Raw genomic sequence first — 21,258 nt, 5'->3', positions numbered from 1 at the left:
AACAACCTTAAGCGCATAAAGAAGCGGTCTCTCGAAAGAGACCGCCGTAGAGCTATTACTGAGGTAGTTTAACTAGGCTCAGATCTTCACCTGCTGGAACGTTTTTCATTTCGCCAGCGATGATTTCAGCTAGAGGACCTAGGATAACTTGTAGGTTATTAGGACCTAGTTTAACAACACCCATTGCACCGAGTGCTTTTAGCGTGCTTTCGTTAACGATGCTTTGATCTTTCAGCGTCAGACGTAGACGAGTGATACAAGCGTCGATGTTAGTTAGGTTCTCGTGACCACCTAGCGCTTTAAGGTACTGCTTCGCTAGTTCACCAGTTTCTTGGTTAGCACCGGCACCTTCAGCCACATCTTCGTCTTCGCGACCCGGAGTCTTAAGACCGAACTTAAGGATTGCCGCGCGGAATACTACGTAGTAGATACCGAAGAAGACTAGACCTTGAACAATCAGCATGTACCACTTGTTCGCTAGTGGGTTCTGTGCAGATAGAACCATATCAACGAGACCTGCAGAGAAGCCGAAGCCCGCAGTCCAGTTCATCATGTCCGCGATGAACAATGAAACACCTGTCAATGCCGCGTGCAGTACGTATAGTGCTGGCGCTAGGAACATGAATGAGAATTCTAGCGGCTCAGTTACACCAGTAAAGAATGATGCGAAACCAGCTGCAATCATGATAGAAGCAACGCGATCTTTGTTCTCTGGCTTAGCCGTGTGGTACATAGCCAATGCCGCACCTGGTAGACCAAACATCATGATTGGGAAGAAACCAGCCATGTAACGACCTGTCTCACCGACTACACCAACACCCGTTTCGATAGCGTTAGGTGTCCACCAGTTACCTAGGTCATTAATGCCCGCCATATCGAACCAGAATACTGAGTTCAGAGCGTGGTGTAGACCAACTGGGATTAATAGACGGTTGAAGAAGCCGTAAAGACCAGAACCTACTTCACCTAGACCAGTGATAGACGTACCGAAGCTCACTAGACCAGAGAAGACTGCAGGCCAGATGTACATAAGTACGAAAGAAAGACCAATACCAGCGAAAGAAGTTAAGATTGGTACTAGGCGCTTACCAGAGAAGAACGCAAGTGCTTTTGGTAGTTCAACTTGGTAGTAACGGTTGTATAGTTCAGCTGCAACAATACCACTCAAGATACCAACAAACTGGTTGTTAATACGGCCAAATGCAGCCTCGCCTTGTGCGTTCAGCTCAACAAGACCAATTGCTTTCACTGTATCTGGGTTAAGTAGTGTCGTGATTACCATGAAACCAACGAAACCCGCAAGTGCTGCTGCACCGTCTTTGTCTTTTGACATACCATATGCAACACCGATTGCAAACAGTACTGACATGTTATCAATAATCGCCGCACCCGCTTTGATTAAGAAAGCAGCCAACGCGTTATTGCCACCCCAACCGGTCGGGTCAATCCAGTACCCGATACCCATTAAGATTGCTGCGGCTGGCAATGTGGCGACTGGCACCATCAAAGCCTTACCGACTTTTTGAAAATATCCAAGAATATTCACCTTTCGTTCCCCCTGTGTTTTCTTAGAATCGGTGGATAACTTATTTTTGTTATCCGATTAAGTTATTTGCAGTGTATTCTTTTAATTTCGCCCCGCAAATTAAAAGGTTTTCATTTGTGATCTTTATCACCAGAGAGGGGCAAAAGGACATGTTTTTGCTAGCCAGATCATAAAACTTATTTTATGATTCGAAATAATCGAGTATAAAAGCTACAATTTTCCTAAAATTCGTTCATCGAGAGGTATCATCGTGAGACTTATTCCGTTACAAAAAGCAAATCAAGTAGGCCTTTGGTCAGCGCGCTACATCGCAGACCGCATCAACGCATTCCAGCCTACTGCTGACCGTCCATTTGTTCTTGGCCTACCAACTGGTGGTACGCCACTAGCGACTTACAAGCGTCTGATTGAGCTTTATAAGCAAGGCGAAGTAAGCTTCAAGCACGTTGTTACTTTCAACATGGACGAGTATATCGGTATTCCTGCTGACCACCCTGAGTCATACCGTAGTTTCATGTACAACAACTTCTTTAATCACATTGATATTCAAGAAGAAAACATCAACCTGCTAGACGGCAACACTGCTGACCACGATGCAGAATGCCAGCGTTACGAAGATAAGATTAAGTCATACGGCCGCATCAACCTTTTCATGGGTGGTGTAGGCAACGACGGCCACATCGCATTCAACGAGCCAGCTTCTTCGCTTTCGTCACGCACGCGCATCAAGACGCTAACAGAAGACACACGTATCGCTAACTCTCGCTTCTTTGATGGCGACATGAACCAAGTACCTAAGTACGCACTGACTATCGGTGTGGGTACATTGCTTGATGCTGAAGAGATCATGATTCTAGTGACTGGCCACAACAAAGCGCTTGCATTAGAAGCCGCTGTTGAAGGCTCTGTAAACCACCTATGGACTGTCTCTGCACTTCAGTTGCATCCTAAGTCGCTTATCGTTTGTGATGAGCCATCGACTCAAGAGCTGAAAGTGAAGACAGTGAAGTACTTCCAAGAGTTGGAAGCAGAAAATATCAATAACCTATAAGGATTCTCCATGTACGCGCTAACCCATTGTCGTATTTATACTGGTAGCGATGTGCTGGATAACCACGCCGTCCTTGTGGACGGCGCTCATATCCACTCAATCGTCAAAGTAGAAGACCTGCCTGCAGGCATTGAAACTATCGATCTTGACGGAGCTAACCTAAGCCCAGGCTTTATCGACCTACAACTGAATGGTTGTGGCGGTGTGATGCTAAACGATGAAATCACACCAGAGACCATGCAGATCATGCATCGCGCAAACCTAAAGTCTGGTTGTACTAGCTTCCTGCCGACACTGATCACTTCTTCTGATGAAGATATGAAACAGGCGATTGAAGCAGCAAAAGCTTATCACGCACAATACGAAAACCAATCGCTAGGTCTTCACCTAGAAGGCCCTTACCTAAACGTATTGAAAAAAGGTATTCATAGTCCTGACTACATTCGTCGATCTGACGACGCGATGATAGATCTTATTTGCGAAAACGCAGAAGTTGTCAGTAAGGTGACGCTTGCACCTGAGCAAACCCCTGCAGAACACATCGAAAAACTCACCCAAGCTGGTGTTGTTGTTTCTGCTGGCCACACGAATGCCACATACGAAGAAGCACGAAAAGGTTTTGACGCAGGTATCTCATTCGCGACTCACCTTTTCAATGCCATGACCCCAATGATGGGCCGTGAACCTGGTGTTGTCGGTGCAATCTATGATACGCCAGAAGTATATACTGGTGTCATCGCTGACGGATTTCATGTCGATTACGCTAACATCCGACTTGCGCATAAGTTGAAAGGCGATAAGCTTGTTTTAGTGACCGATGCCACAGCTCCAGCAGGTGCTGAGATGGATTACTTTATTTTTGTCGGGAAGAAAGTATATTACCGTGATGGCAAGTGCGTCGACGAAAACGGTACACTTGGCGGTTCTGCACTGACAATGATCGAAGCCGTTCAAAACAGTGTTGAACACGTAGGAATCGCACTGGACGAAGCGCTACGAATGGCAACCCTATATGCTGCACGCGCCATTGGCGTCGATAACAAGCTCGGGGCTATCAAGAAAGGCTATGTAGCCAACTTGGCCATTTTCGATCGTGACTTCAATGTCCAAGCGACAGTCGTCAACGGTAATTACGAGAAAAATTAAATATGACTGGCGGACAGATAGGTAATGTAGATTTAGTTAAACAACTTAATAGCGCAGCGGTATACAGGCTTATCGACCAACAAGGTCCCATTTCACGCATCCAAGTCGCTGAAGTGAGCCAACTTGCCCCTGCAAGCGTTACCAAAATCACCCGCCAACTTCTCGAGCGCGGCCTTATTAAAGAGGTCGCGCAACAAGCCTCTACTGGTGGCCGACGCGCCATCTCTCTCACTACCGAGTCAACGCCCTTTCACGCTATTTGTGTGCGCGTTGGACGGAACTATATAGACCTCACGCTTTACGATCTTAGCGGCAAGGCACTGAAAAGCGCGAGCGACAAATTTCATTACGTTGACAGCGGCCAACTTGTCGATGGCCTACTTACGCAAATCTCTGATTTCATTGAAAGTGTCAAAAACGACATCGTTGAACTCGTTGCCATTGGCGTGACCATGCCGGGCCTTATCGATCCTGAATCAGGTATTGTCGAGTACATGCCGAATATTGACGTCGATCGATTACCTCTCGGTGAAGCACTGCGCGACAAGTTCGGCGTAACCTGTTTTGTTGGCAACGACATTCGAGCCTTAGCCCTAGCCGAGCACTATTTTGGCGCGAGCCGTGATTGCCATGACTCTATTCTTGTCAGTGTCCATAACGGGACAGGTGCGGGTATCATCGTCAACGGCCAAGTCTTTCTCGGCCACAACCGCAATGTCGGTGAAATAGGTCACATTCAAATTGACCCTCTGGGTGACAAGTGTCAATGCGGTAATTTTGGCTGTCTTGAGACCGTCGCGGCAAACCCCGCGATCATTGAATCCATCGAGAAAGCACTAGAACAAGGCTTCAACAGTGAGTTGCAATCGCACGAAAGCATTACTATTTCCGGTATTTGCCGCGCTGCGCTGAATGGCGACGAACTGGCATCACAAGTCCTCTTGAAGGTAGGTAACCACCTAGGGAAGGCACTCGCGATGACCATCAATTTATTCAACCCTCAAAAGATTGTTTTGACTGGTGAGATTACTGAGGCAAAAGACCTCCTGTTCCCAGCTATCGAGCGTTGCATCAAAACGCAGTCATTGAGCAATTTCCATGCGAACCTGTCTCTCGCTACTTCTGAGCTATACGGCCAGCGTACTATCGGGTCTTTTTCCATTGTCAAACGAGCCATGTTAAACGGCTTCCTACTGCAAAAAATGCTGGAAGACCAGATCTAGTTCGTTTGAAACCCTTTTTCACAGAAAAACAACCCAGTACTTGAAAGGCAGGTGAAGCAACCTGCCTTTTTTAATGCTATATTTCTTGTCCCCGATCACACTATCAGTAAACTGACAGGAAATCTCGGGGCGCTCAAATAAACAGAATATCTAGAATGTCAGGATAGCTAACGTTAACTATTCCGCGAGACTCATCATGCGGCTCACGTGTTCAAAACCGACCGACGAACTAGCATCACTGAGCCAGGGTGTCACGATCAGAGCCTCGAATAGAACTAGGTGTACAAAAATGTCAGGAAGTTACCTTTAAATGGAATTGATTTTTCTTATTGCCGCGTTTATTGCTGGCTTTATCGCACTGCGTTGCCATTTACCCCCTCTCGTTGGTTTTTTGATCGCGGGTTTTTCTCTCAAATTTGCGGGATACGAATCTACACCATTGCTCAATACGCTGGCTGATCTCGGTGTCACTCTGCTGCTCTTTTCTATCGGTTTAAAACTTGATGTGAAGTCTCTGCTAAACAAAGATATCTGGGGCGGAGCTACATTACACAACATCATTTCAACCCTCTTTTTTGCTGGCTCGATATGGCTGCTTAAGCTTCTTGGCATCAACATGCTACAAGATTTGGCCTTAGAACAACTCTTGCTGCTTGGGTTTGCGCTCTCTTTTTCTAGTACTGTTTTCGCTATCAAAGTCCTTCAAGAAAAAGGGGAACTTAACGCTACTTATGGTGACCTCGCGATCGGAATTCTGGTCATGCAGGATCTGTTTGCTGTTCTCTTCCTCACTATTTCAACGGGTAAGATCCCTGAGCTTACCGCGTTTGCACTGTTTGCTCTCCCGTTAGCAAGACCACTGTTCCACCGCCTATTGGACCAATCTGGCCACGGAGAGATGCTGGTCTTACTCGGTGTTTGCTTTGCCCTTGTATTCGGCGCTGGACTGTTCGATTATGTCGGAATGAAAGCAGACCTCGGCGCTCTGATCATGGGGATGCTACTTGCCGGGCATCGCAAGTCTTCCGAGCTTTCCAAGGCCCTATTCAATATGAAGGAGCTTTTCCTCGTCTGCTTCTTTTTAAACATCGGACTTGCAGAGTCTCCTAGCATTGAGGCCTTCATATTTGCCCTGTTGTTACTTTTACTGTTGCCGATCAAGGGATTGCTTTACTTTTCGATTTTCAGAGCGTGTAAATATCGCCTGCGTACAGCAACGCTAGGCAGCTTAACACTGTTCAACTTCAGCGAATTTGGCCTCATTGTCGGCGGCCTAGCCTACAAAATGGGATGGCTTCCCGGTGAACTGCTTGCCGCCATCGCGCTTGCCGTCTCTTTCTCGTTTATTTTAGCCGCACCACTTAATAACGCTGGCGACATCCTGTACAACCTTGGCCGCCACCGAATTAAAGAACATCAGGCTGACACGCTAAACCCTGCAGACCAACTGATTGATTTGGGTGAAGCCAAGGTCCTTATCTTAGGTATGGGTCGTATCGGTACCGGTGCTTACGATGAACTTAAAGAGCAATTCAACAATCAAATTCTTGGTATCGACAACCGCGAAGACACGGTAGATCATCACCAACGCCATCATCGTAATGTGATTAATGGTGATGCGAATGACCCTGACTTTTGGGAACGCGTAATCACCAAAAAACAAGTCGAACTGATCTTACTTGCCATGCCACATAGCCATGCCAATGCCCACGCACTTGAGCATATTAAATCGAGAAATTACCAAGGGCGAATTGCTGCTATTGCTCAATACAATGAAGATGTTGAAGAGCTACTCGCACTTGGGGTCGATGCTGCCTTTAACGTTTATCGAGAGGCGGGTAGCGGCTTTGCACGACATGTTTGCCAGCAACTGACTCAACGCCAATAGCCCACTCCGCACTTCATACCGATGAAAGCCTTTGATATATACTCAAGCCACCTCAAGATGCTTGTTCAGCGTGAATTTCTAGGTTTGCCATCGAGGCACTGCTTTAAAGATCTAGTGGGCTAAATCAAAAAGCAGTAACAAAGGTGGCAAGCCTAGAAAACTCGCCCTTCGGGAAGCGACTAGCACCCCGATTTCTGCGTTAAAGGTGTTTGAAAGGGGAAAGCCATTCCTTCACACCTTTGCCTTGAACTCGATGCGCTAGTCTGCTTCTGAATCCTGCATCTTGAGGTGGTTTGAGTATAAAGGCTTTCATTATTCTCCTGACTTAGTCCTGCCCCCCTAAAATAGAGTGGCAAACGCACTCTAACGCTTCGTCAGCAAGGCAAAAAACGAGAGCGTCGCGCTCATACTCAGGCCTTTCTCATAACAAGCCTCTTGATATACATAGAAATTCAAACACGCTCTCTTTATCCTCTTTACGGAATGGCATCGTGTGTTCACTATGCATATCTGGTGTTTTTTTGAACCCAATATGGATTTTATTCAGTCAAAGGTGGTTTTAAGTAAAAATAATCCACCACCCGCTTGAGTCAGTTATCTTTTTTTCATTCTAGGGTTGTTTTTTTTGAGCAGAATGGCAAATTAAAAACCAGATAAGAATTAACGCAATCACAACATTTTGCGATACAGAATGAGAGAGGAAGCTTATGTGTTCAATATTTGGTGTTCTAGACATAAAAAGTGATGCAGTAAAACTGCGTGAAACCGCACTTGAGATGTCAAAAAAAATGCGCCATCGCGGCCCTGATTGGTCTGGTATTTATTCCTCTGACAAAGCAATTCTTGTGCACGAGCGTCTCGCGATTGTTGACTTAAACAGCGGTGAACAGCCTCTCTACAACGAAGATAAAAGTCACGCGTTGGCCGTAAACGGCGAGATCTACAACCACAAAGAATTACGCCAAGCGCATGCAGCGGACTATCCGTTTCAAACTGAGTCTGACTGTGAAATCATTCTGGCACTCTACAAAGAAAAAGGCCCTGAGCTTCTTGACTACTTGAACGGTATCTTCGCATTCATTCTCTATGATGCAGACCAAGATGCCTATCTAATCGGTCGTGACCATATTGGTATCATTCCGCTTTACCATGGCTATGACGAGCACGGCAACTACTATGTGTCTTCTGAAATGAAGTCTCTCGTGCCAGTTTGTCGCACCATCAGTGAGTTTCCTCCGGGCAGTTTTGTTTGGTCTAAGGCAGGTAAAGAAGCCCAACGTTACTATAAACGTGAGTGGATGGAGTTTGATGCCGTTAAAGACAACACAACGGATAAAGCAGCATTAAAAGATGCACTAGAAAACGCGGTTAAACGCCAGTTAATGACAGATGTTCCCTACGGTGTGCTGCTTTCTGGCGGACTAGATTCCTCTGTCACCTCAGCAATCACGAAAAAGTTTGCAGCGAAGCGCATCGAAGATGACGAGCAATCCCAAGCATGGTGGCCTACCCTGCACTCTTTTGCGATTGGTCTAGAAGGCGCGCCAGATCTAAAGGCAGCGAAAAAAGTCGCTGACCACTTAGGTACTGTCCACCACGAACTCACTTATACGGTACAAGAAGGGTTAGATGCAATTCGCGATGTGATCTACCACATTGAGACTTACGATGTGACAACCATCCGCGCCTCAACCCCAATGTACCTAATGTCGCGTAAGATACGTGCCATGGGCATTAAAATGGTGCTTTCAGGTGAAGGTGCAGATGAAGTATTCGGCGGCTACCTTTACTTCCACAAAGCGCCTAACGCGCAAGAGTTCCATGAAGAGACGGTACGCAAGCTACTTGCTCTCAACATGTTCGACTGTGCGCGCGCCAACAAATCAATGGCGGCTTGGGGCGTAGAGGCGCGTGTTCCTTTCCTCGACAAAGAATTTTTGGAAGTCGCTATGCGCGTCAACCCGACGGATAAGATGTGTGGCAACGGTAAAATGGAAAAACACATCATCCGTGAATGCTTCGAAGACTACCTGCCTAAAGAAGTGGTATGGCGTCAGAAAGAGCAATTCTCAGATGGCGTCGGCTACAACTGGATCGACTCTCTGCGTGAAGTTGCAGCAGCGAAAGTCACTGACCAACAACTTGAAACAGCCGCGTTCCGTTTCCCTTACAACACGCCGACCACCAAAGAAGGTTACATGTACCGCGAGATCTTTGAAGAGCTTTTCCCACTCGAAGATGCCGCCAAGTGTGTTCCTGGTGGCCCATCCGTCGCGTGCTCAAGTGCAAAAGCTATCGAGTGGGATGAGTCATTTAAGAACAATGCCGACCCATCAGGCCGCGCGGTGAAAGCGGTTCACAACGACGCGTACTAATAGAAGTAGAGATAAAAAACGCGCGGCCATCGGACCGCGCGTTTTTTTGTTCGAGTAAACCGTGGATGCTTAGCGTTCCCAGTAGGCTTCTTCCAAGCTATCTTCTCGTTCCGGTAGACCACGCGAAAGGCGCGGAGAGTGTTGCATCAACACTTCGTAGCTGACTCGATTGGAGTACTTACATACTTGAGAAAATGAAGAGTACGTTAGGAACTCATTCGCATGTTTAGACGATTTCGGCACATTATCACGGTGATAACGATTCGCTGACATGTCGTGTAAGAGTGCAGAAAGCGCACCATCACCCGCGCCGTTTGTATTCTTAATCTTCTCAGGGCCACCCATATAAGGTGAGATGTGCGAGTAAACCTTTATCGGCTTACGACACTTAGCTTTCTCCATTGGGCGGCTGAACTCATACATGTTGAATTCTGGGATTTCTCCCGGAAGCAATGGTAACGATGTTTGACGTTTCACACTATCTTCCGTGTAACCGGCCATGTACAAGCCGACAGGCCCCGCCGTACAGAGCACAAGGTCAACCCACTCCAACGCCTTATCAGAGGCGAGCAACGGATCTTTCTCACCAGTTAGCGCTTCGCCTTCTTCTTCATTCATGGCAACAACAGAAACGTGTTCTTGCAGGAAGTCACGCCACCACTGAACGTTACCTTCGATAACGAACTTCGTCCCTAGTGTTAGTACAACAGGTACATCATGCTTTTTCGCGTATTCAATGGCTTTCATCGTCGCGTCCAGCATTGGTTCACCGTTTTGACAACGCACTAAATACGCAGAAATCACCAAGGCTGATGCTTTTTCGAAAATTTTCTCAGAAATATTTTCGGGACGAAGGTGGTTCATCATGCCGTCATTGATAGCAAAAGTCCGTTCACCATCGTCTGAAATCAATGTAAAACAGCGACCAATAGGGCCATTGATCGGTTGCAGATGATTTAAGTCCATGCGGCTAGAGGTGTTGCAAAGGTAGCGATAGGCATAGCTACCAATCTCGATATCTTGGCACATAACACCAAGCAATATCGACTTATCATCAGCCAGTACCGAATAGTTATGAAGGGTATTACCTATGGTACCACCCGCAAACTCATGGCTGATCAGTTGGTTATCTTTTAGTTCACGATAGAGTTGTTCAGCTTTTTCGTCATCAATGACCAGCGAATGTCCTTTGCTTAATTCATAGCGTTCAACAAACTCTTCATCCACCCGCGCTTCAATATCGACCAAGGTTTGGTCAATACCAATGATGTGGGGACGAGCCAGTTTTTTCTGAGGCTTATTTTGACTCAGAAGCGGATCGCGTGCGTGTACGGGAAAATAGTGCTTTGATTTACGTTGACCGGGAAATTTCATGGTTTTCGTTGTTGATGGCAAAAAAACGACGGGATTCTACCACACAATATAGAACAACCAACCATTCCCTGAACAAATTATTGCTTTTTTCCATACCCCGAATGGCTCTCGGGTAATTACCAGTTCTGCGTTGCCTCTGCAATCACATCACTCAGCAGCTGAATGTGCGCCTCGTCATCGTTCAAACAAGGGACAAGTCGAAGTCGCTCACCACCCGCCTCAATAAAGGCCTCTTGGCACTGCTCTGCAATCTCTTCTAATGTTTCCAAACAATCAGAGGCGAAGGCCGGTGTGATGACATCCAACGTTTTCACCCCTTTTTCTGCAAGGGCAATGATCGTCGCTTCGGTGTACGGCTTTATCCACTCTTCTCGTCCAAAGATAGATTGATAGCTCATGCCAAAACGCGCTTCTGGCAACTGCAAATGCTGATTCAGTAAGGCTGTTGACGCCTGACAATCTTGTGGATACGGGTCACCATTGTCTGCATATCGCTGCGGAATCCCATGATAAGAGCAAAGTAGGTACTCGCTTTCACCCTCTTTTGCCCAAAAGCGCTGTACCGATTCCGCCAAGGCTTTCGCGTAGCCGGGATGTTGATAGTATCGGTTCACTGTGCGCAGTTCTGGCAACGCCGAACGCGTTTTGAGTACTTTGGCTAACTTATCAAAACCCGCCGCCGTAGTCGTTGCTGAGTACTGTGGGTAAAGGGGCAGCACTAAAACCTTATTGCAGCCCTGAGTTTCTAGCTCGGCAAGCCCGCTATCAATAGAGGGATTACCATATGTCATGCCTAGTGCAACTGGTAACCCAGTACTCTGCGCCAATTTGTCTCGCTGACGCTTTGAGTAGACCATCAAGGGCGAACCTTCTTCCATCCAAATACTCTGATAGAGCTTGGCGACTTTCGGCGAACGGAAAGGGAGTACAATGCCGTGTAGCACCGGACACCAAATGAATCGAGTCAAATCAACGACACGTTTATCGTGTAAGAACTCGGCAAGAAACGCTTTGACTGCTTTGGCCGTGGGTGCATCTGGTGTACCTAGGTTAATTAACAGAACGCCTACTTTGTCCGTCATATGCTTTTCATTCCCCGAAAACAGTTGCTATGTCTGTAAGTTTCAAACAAAAAAAGGGCTAATCTAAGATTAGCCCTCGTAGTTTCAATCGATTAGCACTATTTATGCAAGTGCTTTTTCAATCTCAGCGCTTACTTCAGTCACTTGCTTAGTACCGTCAAACTTCAGATACTTCGTTGCGCCTGCATCAGCTTCTTTGTTGTAGTAAGCGATTAGCGGTGCAGTTTGCTCGTGATAAACACCAAGACGCGCGCGAACAGTCTCTTCTTTGTCATCATCACGAACCACTAAGTCTTCACCTGTTACATCATCTTTGCCTTCAACTTTAGGCGGATTGAATACAACATGGTAAGTACGACCAGAGGCAAGGTGAGCACGACGTCCTGCCATACGCTCTACGATTACATCGTCAGCTACATCAAACTCTAATACGTAATCAACCTCTACACCGATCTCTTTCAGACCATCAGCTTGAGGAATCGTGCGCGGGAAACCATCCAGCAGGAAGCCTTTCGCACAATCATCTTGCGCAATACGCTCTTTAACTAGACCAAGAATAATGTCATCTGAAACAAGTTGACCCGCATCGATAACTGCTTTCGCTTGCTTGCCTAGTTCTGTGCCAGCTTTGATTGCTGCACGAAGCATATCGCCAGTAGAAATTTGTGGAATACCAAATTTCTCCATGATGAATTGTGCTTGAGTTCCTTTACCTGCACCTGGAGCGCCCAGAAGAATGATGCGCATTGTAATCCCCTTTAATAAAAGTTGGAGTTTCTCAAAAGCCAGCAAAATACACTGATTAAGCATAGCTATCAAGCCCGGCTGTTTACCGGGCTTGTTGTCAGACCTTATCGTAGCAAACAATAAGTGCTTGTCGATTATACCTTAGTCAACAGTTTGTTGATGGCAGAAAGGAACTGGCTAGGGTCTTCCATTGTGCCACGCTCTGCTAGCATTGCTTGCCCTAGCAGCCACTCAGCCCAGCGTCCAAATTGCTCCTCATCCGCTTCATCCGCCATCATGGTCACTAACGCATGCTCTGGGTTCACTTCAAGAATATACTGCACTTCAGGCGCGTCTTGACCTGCTGCTGCTAGCAACTTCGCCATCTGTGTTCCCATCGCAAATTCATCCGTGACGACCACCGCAGGGGTTTCAGAAAGTTTAAAGGTTGTACGTACTTCTTTTACTCGCTCACCGAAGTAAGTACTCAAGCGCTCAAGTACAGAAGTGAACGCTTCTTCCTTCTCTTTCTGCTCTTCTTTTTCTTGTTCGTCTTCAAACTGGCTGAGATCTAAGTTCGCCTTAGTAATTGACTGGAATGCCTTACCGTCGAACTCATTCAAGTAGTTCATCAACCACTCATCAACACGATCATACATCAGGATCACTTCGATACCTTTAGCTCGGAACTGCTCGAGGTGCGGGCTGTTCTTCGCAGCTTGGTAGCTATCAGCGGTGAGGTAGTAGATCTTATCTTGACCTTCTTTCATGCGCTCAAGGTACGCCGTCAACGCCACAGTTTGGCTTGCACTGTCGCTGTTAGTGGAAGAGAAACGCAGTAACTTGGCAATTTTTTCTTTATTTGCAAAGTCTTCAGCAGGACCTTCTTTCAATACTTGGCCAAACTCATTCCAGAACGATTGATATTTCTCTTCATCATTGTTGCCAAGACGTTCTAGCATCGTCAACGCACGCTTAGTCAATGCATTGCGAAGTGATTGCGTTACCTTTGTATCTTGTAGAATCTCACGAGAAACATTCAATGGTAGATCATTGGAATCAATCAGACCGCGCATAAAGCGCAAATAGCCCGGCATGAACTGGTCAGCATCATCCATAATGAATACGCGTTGAACATAGAGTTTTAGACCATGCTTTTGGTCACGATTGTACATGTCCCAAGGGGCTTTGGTCGGCACATATAACAAGCTAGTGTAATCTTGTTTACCTTCTACGCGGTTATGACTCCAAAGCAGCGGGTCAGCAAAGTCGTGGGCAATATGTTTGTAGAACTCTTTGTATTCGTCTTCGCTAATATCAGATTTGTTACGTGTCCACAGCGCCTGCGCCTTGTTAATTTGCTCCCATTTACTCTCACCTGGGTTGCCTTCTTCATCGACTTCCGTGGTGTAAATAGCAACTGGGATACCAATGTGATCCGAGTATTTGCCAATAATCTCGCGCAAGCGGTAGTCATTTAAAAACTCTTCCTCTTCTTCACGTAGATGAAGGATGATGTCCGTACCACGTGCCGCCTTCTCTATGGTTTCAACGGTGTAATCGCCTTCACCCGCAGAGTGCCACTGTACCGCCTCATCAGCGCTTGCAGTCGCAGCACGCGTTTGCACAGTGACGCTATCTGCAACAATGAATGCGGAATAGAAACCAACACCAAATTGACCGATCAACTGTGAGTCTTTGGTTTGATCGTCTGAAAGCTTACTAAAGAAATCTGCAGTACCCGATTTTGCAATTGTACCTAGGTGCTCAACCACCTCTTCACGGGTCATCCCGATACCATTGTCACTAATAGTCAGGGTTTTCGCGTCTTTATCAAATGACAGCTTCACGCCGAGATCCGCATCGTCACCATATAGCGATGTATCCGATAACGCTTTAAAACGCAGCTTATCAGCAGCATCAGACGCGTTTGAAATCAGTTCGCGTAGAAAAATCTCTTTATTTGAATAGAGAGAATGAATCATCAAATGGAGAAGCTGCTTCACTTCAGACTGAAAGCCACGAGTTTCCTTATTTCCATTCGCCATTGTGTTATCACTCATTTGGACCTCAAATTCAGGGGTTATTTATCGTTTCGTTGATTTACATATGGTCAAAGACGCCGTTTTCAACCTAAAATGTCGTTCTTTATTAAAATCAACAGCTCAATAGGCGACACAGATTACACTTTCAGGTCGAGTTTCTTTATACTTGCCGCTATTAATACCGCTTCGTCTCTGCATGTAATACAAACACAACTTTGAGAAATCAATGACATCTAAGGTTGACAAACTTCTTATTGGCAAACGTTTTCTGTTCGATCCGGCGGACAACAGTCTTATCGACCAACTTGAAGACAACGAACTTATCCGACTCGGCACCAATGAAAGCCGTGCACTGCAACTCTTGGCTGAAGAGCCAGGTGCGGTGATCACCCGCCAGCACCTTCACAACTTTGTCTGGCGACAACAAGGCTTTGAAGTTGATGACTCCAGCATCACCCAAGCGATTTCTACGCTCAGAAAAGCCTTGAAGGATTCGACAAAATCGCCTGAGTTTATTAAAACAGTGCCAAAACGTGGCTATCAAATCATTGCGGATATCGAACCCTATCAAGCGCCAGAAGCACTTGATGAGGTATCAATTCCACTCAATGTCCTGCCATCTACTGAGACGCCTGTGCCATTGACCGCTGATTTGGATGAGACACTGAAGCCTGCAGCAACAGGAGGACGTACTCAGTTTTTCTGGATGAACCTGTTGGTGGTGATCATGTCGGTACTCATTCCAATCTTCGCGTTTAAAACATCACCGACCACATCGTCTTCATTTGATGAGATGTTCGTCGTAGAAGGGATTCCTGTTATCCAACCGAGTAGTCACCCTGATTTCGATCAATGGGAAGCCTTGATCACGCAATGTGTTACCAATTACGCAACCCACCATCCCGATGAGTTGCGCCCGGAAAAAGTGATCGTCACTGATGGACGTAACAATCAGATATTTCTCAATTACATCCATAAACCGCTTCACAGCATCGAGAACATGACGATCCGACTGCTACCGAAAGAAAAAGACAATTCGGAGCTTTGCCAATGAGAACGAATCAAAAATCCAGCGCAATAAAGCAGTGGTGGAGCTTAGGCTTGCTTTTCATGGTCTGTTTAGGGAGCCTTTGGTATTACACGGCAAGTGATATTAAGATTGAGCAAATGCTAAGCGCTCATAAGTGGCAGAGCGTCAGCGTGAGTGAAATTGAACCTCGAGAGCAGACACACTCATCCAATTTGCAGAATCTGCAACGTCTAGAGAGCACCAGCCAGGTGATCTTTCTACCGAACAAGACGTTCTCTCGCTTTACCCATCTCACCCTTGAGAGCGATGACAGTGAAAACGTACTCCAGTTGCACATTTCGGAAACGGGTAACTGGCAAGTCAGTGGTAAGTATTTGCAAACAGAGATTACCGACATCTCTGATGTGGTCAGTGGCAACAATGGTTTGCTCAACCCAGAGGAGCTCGATTACATTCGCCACTATTACATCATCGATAGTAAACAGAGTCGTAAACTCGATGTGTTGAATAACAAAAGTATTTTACTGACTAGCCTCAACAATGGCTCAAGTATCTTAGTCGCCCAATAAGCGCCTGCGACACATAAAAAAACCGCCAACTGGCGGTTTTTTTAGAATTTTTGCCGTCCGGCTAAGGCATGGGACAGCGTTGTTCCATCGACGAGTTCCAATTCTCCACCCATTGGCACGCCATGCGCGATTCGACTCGCTTGAACATCAAAGTGCTGACATAGCTCAGCGATGTATTGGGCCGTTGCTTCGCCTTCTACAGTCGGGTTCGTCGCCAAAATAACCTCTGACAACGTTTCCTCTTCTAAACGGCGCTGCAAGACATCAAGACCGATATCTGACGGCCCGATACCATCGAGCGGCGACAAATGGCCCATCAAAACAAAATAGCGCCCAGAGAACTGGCCCGTTGATTCAATGGCCACAATATCAGCCGGACTTTCAACAACACAAAGTTGACCGCTTTCTTGTCGACGCGGATTAGCGCAAATACCACACACGTCTTGTTCAGTGAAAGTGCGACAATCGCGGCAATGCCCTATCTCAGTCATCGCCTTTTGCAACGTGTCAGCGAGCACCGCACCACCTCGACGATTGCGCTGCAGTAAATGAAAAGCCATGCGCTGCGCTGACTTGGGGCCAACGCCTGGCAAGCATTTCAATGCATCCATAAGCTGCTCAAGTAGTGGGCTAGTTTGCATGTTTAGAACGGCATCTTAAAGCCAGCTGGAAGGTTCATGCCACCTGTCACAGATGCCATCTTCTCTTTCTGTGCTTCTTCAACACGACGTGCTGCGTCGTTAAACGCTGCGGCAATCAAGTCTTCTAGCATATCTTTGTCGTCTTCCATCAATGATTCATCGATATCAACACGACGAACACTATGGCTACCGGTTACGGTAATTTTGACGAGGCCAGCACCAGATTCGCCAGTTACTTCCATATTGGCAATCTCTTCTTGCATCTTCTGCATGCGCTCTTGCATCACTTGCGCCTGCTTCATCATGTTGCCCATTCCACCTTTACCAAACATAGCTGTTCTCTCTTTGCTTCAATCTATTATTCAATTAGATAGGTCTAACGCTTTCATCATCTAAGATAGCGCCAAACCGCTGCTGTAAAAATAAGACATTTTCGTCACCACGCAAACTCATTCGCGCGTGACTCAATTTTTTTAAATAAAGTTGCTCACGTTGCTCTAAAGGTGTCACACCTTCTTCGCTCACTTGAACCGTCAATGTAAGACTTCCCCAATGCGCCTGAAGCGCATCTGCCAGTTGCTCTCTCGCCTTCTCTGTATCTAAATGGGTCTGAGATGGGCGTAAATAAAGGGTCACTTGTTCATTTTGTCGATCAAGCGCCGCATTTAACGCCAGCTGTTGTACCATTCGACCGACATCCAATGACTGAGCTATACGAGACCACTCATCGCGCTTAGCGGTTTCTTCTGCTAACAAGGCCAACATTTCTGGCGTTTTTTCATGCTCTAACGCCGTTTTAACCTCTCGTGGGGTCACATCAGGTATCACATTATCTTCAACCTGTGTCGCCTGCCAGCGATAAGCATCATCGGCGACAGGTAACGGCTCCAAGGTGGGCTGCCCAGGTAACACCGATTCTGGTGTTGCAGCAGGAACCTGATGACGCCGCGCTAAACGGCTTACTGCTGACTCAGGCTGCTGTCGCGGCGCACGAGCTGAGGGACCTGCTGCGGGAACAGCAGGTTCACTCTTTTTTGTATCAGCAGCTCCTCGGCGACTTCGCAACGTGTTTCTTGCCGCCAATATACTACTTGCCGTTGAACTTTGTGCTTGCTGTGCTTGCTGTGCTTGCTGTGCTTGCTGTGCTTGCTGTGCTTGCTGTGCTTGCTGTGCTTGCTGTGCTTGCTGTGCTTGCTGTTCAGCAATTTGCGTGCTCGGCTCACCAACGTCAATAGGCTGTGATGGATATTCCATCGCCTCTGTTGCAGGATTTGATATAGCCACCGTCGGCGCGTCTTGGCCAGCCACTGGCATAGCGTGTTGCGAAGGCTGCTCGCGTTGCGTAGCCAACTGCTGCTTAGCATGCTGCAACCCTTCTTTTGCAACAGGTATTGGCGATGAGATAGCAGGGACAGGTTGCTGAGGCGCGCTAGTAGGCACCTGTATCGACTGCGCCGATAGCGGTGATGCAGCAACAGGACGGAAGGCTAACATGCGCAACAGAACCATCTCTACGGCAACACGCCCCTGCGGTGCCAAGGCGAGATCACGGCGTCCTTGTATTACCATCTGATAATAAAGCTGGATATCCTGTGGCGACAGCGAAGCAGCCAGAGAAAGTATACGGGCTTTATCTGGATCGTCTTGATCTATCGACTCGGCAACAAGTTGCGCCATGGCCACTTTATGTAATGCTTCCGCAAGTTGCACAAAAAGTGCGTCCCACTCAACACCTGCGTTCGCTAGCTCAGCCACAGTATTCAGTAATAAGTTCACATCGTGTTGAATAAACACTTCCAGCAACTTGACCGCATGATCACCTTCTAAGGTGCCCAACATTTGGCTAACTTGCTCGGTAACGACTTCGCCGCCACCCATCGCTATCGATTGGTCAGTTAAACTTAGCGCATCTCGCATACTGCCTTGTGCTGCTCGGGCGATAAGCTGTAAAGCTCTACTCTCATAGGTGCAATTTTCTTGTTCCAACACGTAAGCCAACTGATCTTGGATCAGCTGACTATCAAGGTGTTTCAAGTGGAACTGTAAACAACGCGACAAAATTGTCACAGGTAATTTCTGAGGATCAGTTGTCGCTAACAGGAACTTCACATACTCAGGCGGCTCTTCTAACGTCTTGAGCAGTGCATTGAAGCTGTGTCGCGACAACATATGCACTTCATCGATTAGATAGACTTTGTAACGGCCTCTGGCTGGCTTGTATTGGACATTATCAAGCAGCTCTCGTGTATCTTCGACTTTGGTACGCGACGCTGCATCGATTTCTAACAGATCAACAAAACGCCCCTCATCGATCTCTCGACAGGTATTACATTTACCACACGGAGTAGCAGTGACACCCTGCTCACAATTTAGTCCTTTCGCAAAGATACGTGCAATGGTGGTTTTACCTACACCGCGGGTACCGCTAAATAAGTAGGCGTGATGAAGACGATCTTGTGCCAGACCATTTGAAATGGCGGTTAACACATGTGCTTGCCCGACAACATCTTCGAATCGGTGCGGACGCCACTTTCGTGCTAAAACCTGATAACTCATGAAACTCAACCTAGAGAAGTTCTTAGGAAGACTGCATGCTATCACAAAGAAGAGAGTCGGTGCGAGAAGGTGAAACAACTCTCAGTAATAGCATGCGATAGGACCCGCATCGCAAAGAAGTCTGATTTCTGTTCTTTGATTTCACGAGTCAACACAAATGTACTCAAACCAGCTCAAGATGCAGGATTCAAAAGCAAGCTAGCAAATCGAGAAACGCTCGCTGAACAAGCGCCTTGAATTGGATAGAGTATACAAAGGCTGTTAGTGCCCCGGAAAATCACAGATTGAAAAGACATTCAGATCCATTGCCTTAAGGCGATCTTCACCACCGATGTCAGGCAAGTTGATGACAAATGCGGCGTCAGTCACTTCACCACCAAGCTGACGAACCAACTTTGCGGTCGCCTCTATAGTACCGCCTGTCGCCAATAGATCATCAACCAAGAGTACTTTATCACCAGATGCAATCGCATCGACATGCAACTCTAGAGTATCGGTGCCGTATTCAAGCTCATAGGATTGGGCGATAACTTCACGTGGTAGCTTACCAGGCTTACGAACTGGAATGAAGCCAACACCTAGCGCAAGGGCCAGTGGTGCACCGAACAGGAAACCTCGCGCTTCTGTACCCACTATTTTCGTAATACCCTGATCACGGTACTTCTCGACAAGGATATCGATGGTGGCTTTATAAGCTTGAGGTTTTTCCATCAAGCTAGTGACATCTCGGAATAAAATACCTGGCTTTGGGTAATCAGGAATAGATTTGATGCTATCGGCGATCAAAGTAAGCTGTTCTTGGTTCATTTTACATACCTGGCTGCAGCGAATATGGACAATGCTATCCACAAAAAATAAGAGATAGCTTCTCGCTATCTCTTTGTTTTAATCAAACGCTATATTTTACCACTTTCTTCATAAGGGGCAATCGCCTCGCGCTCAGGAAGACGGTATATCCAGATGAAAAGTACAACCCCCATCACACCTACCGCACTCTTCACTGCAGGTAGGGGCATCATGTAGATACTAAAAGCAAAGCTCAACACTATCATCACAAGCGCACGTTTTTTCACAACTGGGCTTAACGAACGGTGCTCTTGCCAATTCACAATCACTGGCCCAAAGCGGGGATGAGAAATCAACCAATGATGAAGACGCTCTGAGCCTCGCGAAAAACACGCACAGGAAAGCAATATAAATGGGGTGGTTGGCAATAGCGGCAAAACGATACCCACTATGCCTAAGATCAATGCAACGGCACCGAAAAAGCACCATATCGGTTTAGACAATTTCGTTATCCTGTCAGTATTCGGCTCCACATAATTGTGGCAGGTAATGTTGGGACCGCCAACACCACCAACAAGCCAAGAAAGTAAAAAAAGTTATAAGGATCTTTATAGTCATTGCTCATTATGTTGATCTCATTTCACTGCTTCCGGTGAAATGATAGTTTAGTTTACCAAAGCCAAACACCAACAAAAACTAGGGACAAACCCCCTACGTCCACTGCACAAATTAAATATCCGTGGCTAACTCGATAATAATTGATACAAATCAGATTCAGTTTTCATTAAGTATTTAGACTGAATTCATGTTGTTTTACATAAAGGTAGCCGATGAATACGCTAGTTGCGAAACACGACCAGTTATTGCAACGGATTGAAAATGAGTTCGATGACTTGAGTCTTAAGCTCATTGAGAAGCTCACGGAAGAGTCTGACTATAGCCCTGAGCACCTTCGAGCGTGTGACACTGAGCAGCTCATTAAGCTTGGAGAAGGCAGCCTGCATATCGTCACCAGAGATATGGCAAAACGTGTAGAAAAGCTCGACGCAGCGCTCTGTGCAGACAAAATAGGTATGTATGGGACATGCACGGACTGTGAAGAGGCAATCGCTATCTATGATTTAGAGATAGACCCTGCTGAGCCTCGCTGCTTCGAGTGCCGCCAGCGAAAGCTGTCTCAATAGCAACTCTGATGCCCTAATGGATCAGTGAGCGAACAC

At 46.7% G+C, this 21,258-nt stretch carries 18 protein-coding genes; 8 read left to right on the top strand and 10 right to left on the bottom strand.

Annotated elements, in window-relative coordinates; all coding sequences use genetic code 11:
* Nucleotides 1-55: 55 nt before the first annotated feature.
* Nucleotides 56-1,546, bottom strand: a complete 1,491-nt coding sequence (gene nagE / locus TSUB_RS05170; RefSeq protein ID WP_087021721.1) for an N-acetylglucosamine-specific PTS transporter subunit IIBC — start codon at nt 1,544-1,546, stop codon at nt 56-58.
* Nucleotides 1,547-1,796: 250 nt separating this feature from the next.
* On the opposite strand from nagE, the gene nagB reads away from it, so the two are divergent.
* The 5 genes from nagB to asnB all read left to right on the top strand — a co-directional run bounded on the left by nagB (nt 1,797) and on the right by asnB (nt 9,229).
* Nucleotides 1,797-2,597, top strand: a complete 801-nt coding sequence (nagB, locus tag TSUB_RS05165; RefSeq protein WP_087021724.1) for a glucosamine-6-phosphate deaminase — start codon at nt 1,797-1,799, stop codon at nt 2,595-2,597.
* Nucleotides 2,598-2,606: 9 nt separating this feature from the next.
* The gene (nagA, locus tag TSUB_RS05160) at nt 2,607-3,743 is read left to right on the top strand and encodes an N-acetylglucosamine-6-phosphate deacetylase (protein WP_087021727.1); all 1,137 of its coding nucleotides are present in this window, start codon (nt 2,607-2,609) and stop codon (nt 3,741-3,743) included.
* Nucleotides 3,744-3,745: 2 nt separating this feature from the next.
* Entirely contained in the window at nt 3,746-4,966 is a 1,221-nt protein-coding gene (gene nagC / locus TSUB_RS05155; protein WP_087021730.1) for a DNA-binding transcriptional regulator NagC, read from the top strand.
* A gap of 310 nt (nt 4,967-5,276) precedes the next feature.
* Nucleotides 5,277-6,854 (top strand): cation:proton antiporter family protein, encoded by a 1,578-nt coding sequence (locus tag TSUB_RS05150; protein WP_087021735.1) that lies wholly within the window; start codon nt 5,277-5,279, stop codon nt 6,852-6,854.
* Between the two features lie 707 nt (nt 6,855-7,561).
* On the top strand, nt 7,562-9,229 hold the full coding sequence (gene asnB, locus TSUB_RS05145) for an asparagine synthase B (protein WP_087021738.1): 1,668 nt from the start codon (nt 7,562-7,564) through the stop codon (nt 9,227-9,229).
* A gap of 69 nt (nt 9,230-9,298) precedes the next feature.
* Here asnB and TSUB_RS05140 read toward each other — a convergent pair whose 3' ends face one another.
* The 4 genes from TSUB_RS05140 to htpG all read right to left on the bottom strand — a co-directional run bounded on the left by TSUB_RS05140 (nt 9,299) and on the right by htpG (nt 14,474).
* Nucleotides 9,299-10,603, bottom strand: a complete 1,305-nt coding sequence (locus tag TSUB_RS05140) for an inosine/guanosine kinase (RefSeq protein WP_087021741.1) — start codon at nt 10,601-10,603, stop codon at nt 9,299-9,301.
* Between the two features lie 116 nt (nt 10,604-10,719).
* Nucleotides 10,720-11,685 (bottom strand): ferrochelatase, encoded by a 966-nt coding sequence (gene hemH, locus TSUB_RS05135; RefSeq protein WP_087021744.1) that lies wholly within the window; start codon nt 11,683-11,685, stop codon nt 10,720-10,722.
* Nucleotides 11,686-11,787: 102 nt separating this feature from the next.
* The gene (gene adk / locus TSUB_RS05130; protein WP_087021748.1) at nt 11,788-12,432 is read right to left on the bottom strand and encodes an adenylate kinase; all 645 of its coding nucleotides are present in this window, start codon (nt 12,430-12,432) and stop codon (nt 11,788-11,790) included.
* 134 nt (nt 12,433-12,566) lie between these two features.
* A complete protein-coding gene (gene htpG / locus TSUB_RS05125; protein WP_192867848.1) occupies nt 12,567-14,474 on the bottom strand; it encodes a molecular chaperone HtpG in 1,908 nt (635 codons plus the stop codon).
* Between the two features lie 208 nt (nt 14,475-14,682).
* On the opposite strand from htpG, the gene TSUB_RS05120 reads away from it, so the two are divergent.
* Nucleotides 14,683-15,510, top strand: coding sequence for a winged helix-turn-helix domain-containing protein (locus TSUB_RS05120; RefSeq protein ID WP_087021756.1), 828 nt, complete (start codon nt 14,683-14,685; stop codon nt 15,508-15,510).
* The gene (locus tag TSUB_RS05115; protein ID WP_087021759.1) at nt 15,507-16,055 is read left to right on the top strand and encodes a regulatory protein ToxS; all 549 of its coding nucleotides are present in this window, start codon (nt 15,507-15,509) and stop codon (nt 16,053-16,055) included. Before TSUB_RS05120 ends, TSUB_RS05115 begins: the two co-directional genes overlap by 4 nt.
* 41 nt (nt 16,056-16,096) lie before the next feature.
* On the opposite strand, the gene recR is transcribed toward TSUB_RS05115, so the two are convergent.
* The 5 genes from recR to TSUB_RS05090 all read right to left on the bottom strand — a co-directional run bounded on the left by recR (nt 16,097) and on the right by TSUB_RS05090 (nt 20,541).
* Entirely contained in the window at nt 16,097-16,696 is a 600-nt protein-coding gene (recR, locus tag TSUB_RS05110) for a recombination mediator RecR (RefSeq protein WP_087021762.1), read from the bottom strand.
* Nucleotides 16,697-16,698: 2 nt separating this feature from the next.
* Nucleotides 16,699-17,028, bottom strand: a complete 330-nt coding sequence (locus tag TSUB_RS05105; RefSeq protein ID WP_087021765.1) for a YbaB/EbfC family nucleoid-associated protein — start codon at nt 17,026-17,028, stop codon at nt 16,699-16,701.
* 34 nt (nt 17,029-17,062) lie between these two features.
* Nucleotides 17,063-19,252, bottom strand: coding sequence for a DNA polymerase III subunit gamma/tau (gene dnaX, locus TSUB_RS05100; RefSeq protein ID WP_087021768.1), 2,190 nt, complete (start codon nt 19,250-19,252; stop codon nt 17,063-17,065).
* A gap of 261 nt (nt 19,253-19,513) precedes the next feature.
* The gene (apt, locus tag TSUB_RS05095; RefSeq protein WP_087021771.1) at nt 19,514-20,059 is read right to left on the bottom strand and encodes an adenine phosphoribosyltransferase; all 546 of its coding nucleotides are present in this window, start codon (nt 20,057-20,059) and stop codon (nt 19,514-19,516) included.
* A gap of 89 nt (nt 20,060-20,148) precedes the next feature.
* Nucleotides 20,149-20,541 carry a YbaN family protein gene (locus TSUB_RS05090; RefSeq protein ID WP_246616405.1) on the bottom strand — a complete coding sequence of 131 codons (393 nt, stop codon included), beginning with the start codon at nt 20,539-20,541 and terminating at the stop codon, nt 20,149-20,151.
* 327 nt (nt 20,542-20,868) lie between these two features.
* Here TSUB_RS05090 and TSUB_RS05085 point away from each other — a divergent pair, with 327 nt between their 5' ends.
* On the top strand, nt 20,869-21,222 hold the full coding sequence (locus TSUB_RS05085; protein WP_087021777.1) for a TraR/DksA C4-type zinc finger protein: 354 nt from the start codon (nt 20,869-20,871) through the stop codon (nt 21,220-21,222).
* Nucleotides 21,223-21,258 lie beyond the last annotated feature (36 nt).

The organism is Thaumasiovibrio subtropicus (genome assembly GCF_019703835.1).
Lineage (GTDB): Bacteria > Pseudomonadota > Gammaproteobacteria > Enterobacterales > Vibrionaceae > Thaumasiovibrio > Thaumasiovibrio subtropicus.
The sequence above is the reverse complement of the archived record's forward strand: the minus strand, read 5'-3'. Positions and strand labels throughout refer to the sequence as shown.

Coding starts and splice junctions, on each gene's coding strand:
- nagA (WP_087021727.1), top strand. CDS start 2,607: ATGTACGCGCTAACCCATTGTCGTATTTATACTGGTAGCGATGTGCTG.
- nagC (WP_087021730.1), top strand. CDS start 3,746: ATGACTGGCGGACAGATAGGTAATGTAGATTTAGTTAAACAACTTAAT.
- TSUB_RS05150 (WP_087021735.1), top strand. CDS start 5,277: ATGGAATTGATTTTTCTTATTGCCGCGTTTATTGCTGGCTTTATCGCA.
- asnB (WP_087021738.1), top strand. CDS start 7,562: ATGTGTTCAATATTTGGTGTTCTAGACATAAAAAGTGATGCAGTAAAA.
- TSUB_RS05140 (WP_087021741.1), bottom strand. CDS start 10,603: ATGAAATTTCCCGGTCAACGTAAATCAAAGCACTATTTTCCCGTACAC.
- hemH (WP_087021744.1), bottom strand. CDS start 11,685: ATGACGGACAAAGTAGGCGTTCTGTTAATTAACCTAGGTACACCAGAT.
- adk (WP_087021748.1), bottom strand. CDS start 12,432: ATGCGCATCATTCTTCTGGGCGCTCCAGGTGCAGGTAAAGGAACTCAA.
- htpG (WP_192867848.1), bottom strand. CDS start 14,474: ATGAGTGATAACACAATGGCGAATGGAAATAAGGAAACTCGTGGCTTT.
- TSUB_RS05120 (WP_087021756.1), top strand. CDS start 14,683: ATGACATCTAAGGTTGACAAACTTCTTATTGGCAAACGTTTTCTGTTC.
- TSUB_RS05115 (WP_087021759.1), top strand. CDS start 15,507: ATGAGAACGAATCAAAAATCCAGCGCAATAAAGCAGTGGTGGAGCTTA.
- recR (WP_087021762.1), bottom strand. CDS start 16,696: ATGCAAACTAGCCCACTACTTGAGCAGCTTATGGATGCATTGAAATGC.
- TSUB_RS05105 (WP_087021765.1), bottom strand. CDS start 17,028: ATGTTTGGTAAAGGTGGAATGGGCAACATGATGAAGCAGGCGCAAGTG.
- dnaX (WP_087021768.1), bottom strand. CDS start 19,252: ATGAGTTATCAGGTTTTAGCACGAAAGTGGCGTCCGCACCGATTCGAA.
- apt (WP_087021771.1), bottom strand. CDS start 20,059: ATGAACCAAGAACAGCTTACTTTGATCGCCGATAGCATCAAATCTATT.
- TSUB_RS05085 (WP_087021777.1), top strand. CDS start 20,869: ATGAATACGCTAGTTGCGAAACACGACCAGTTATTGCAACGGATTGAA.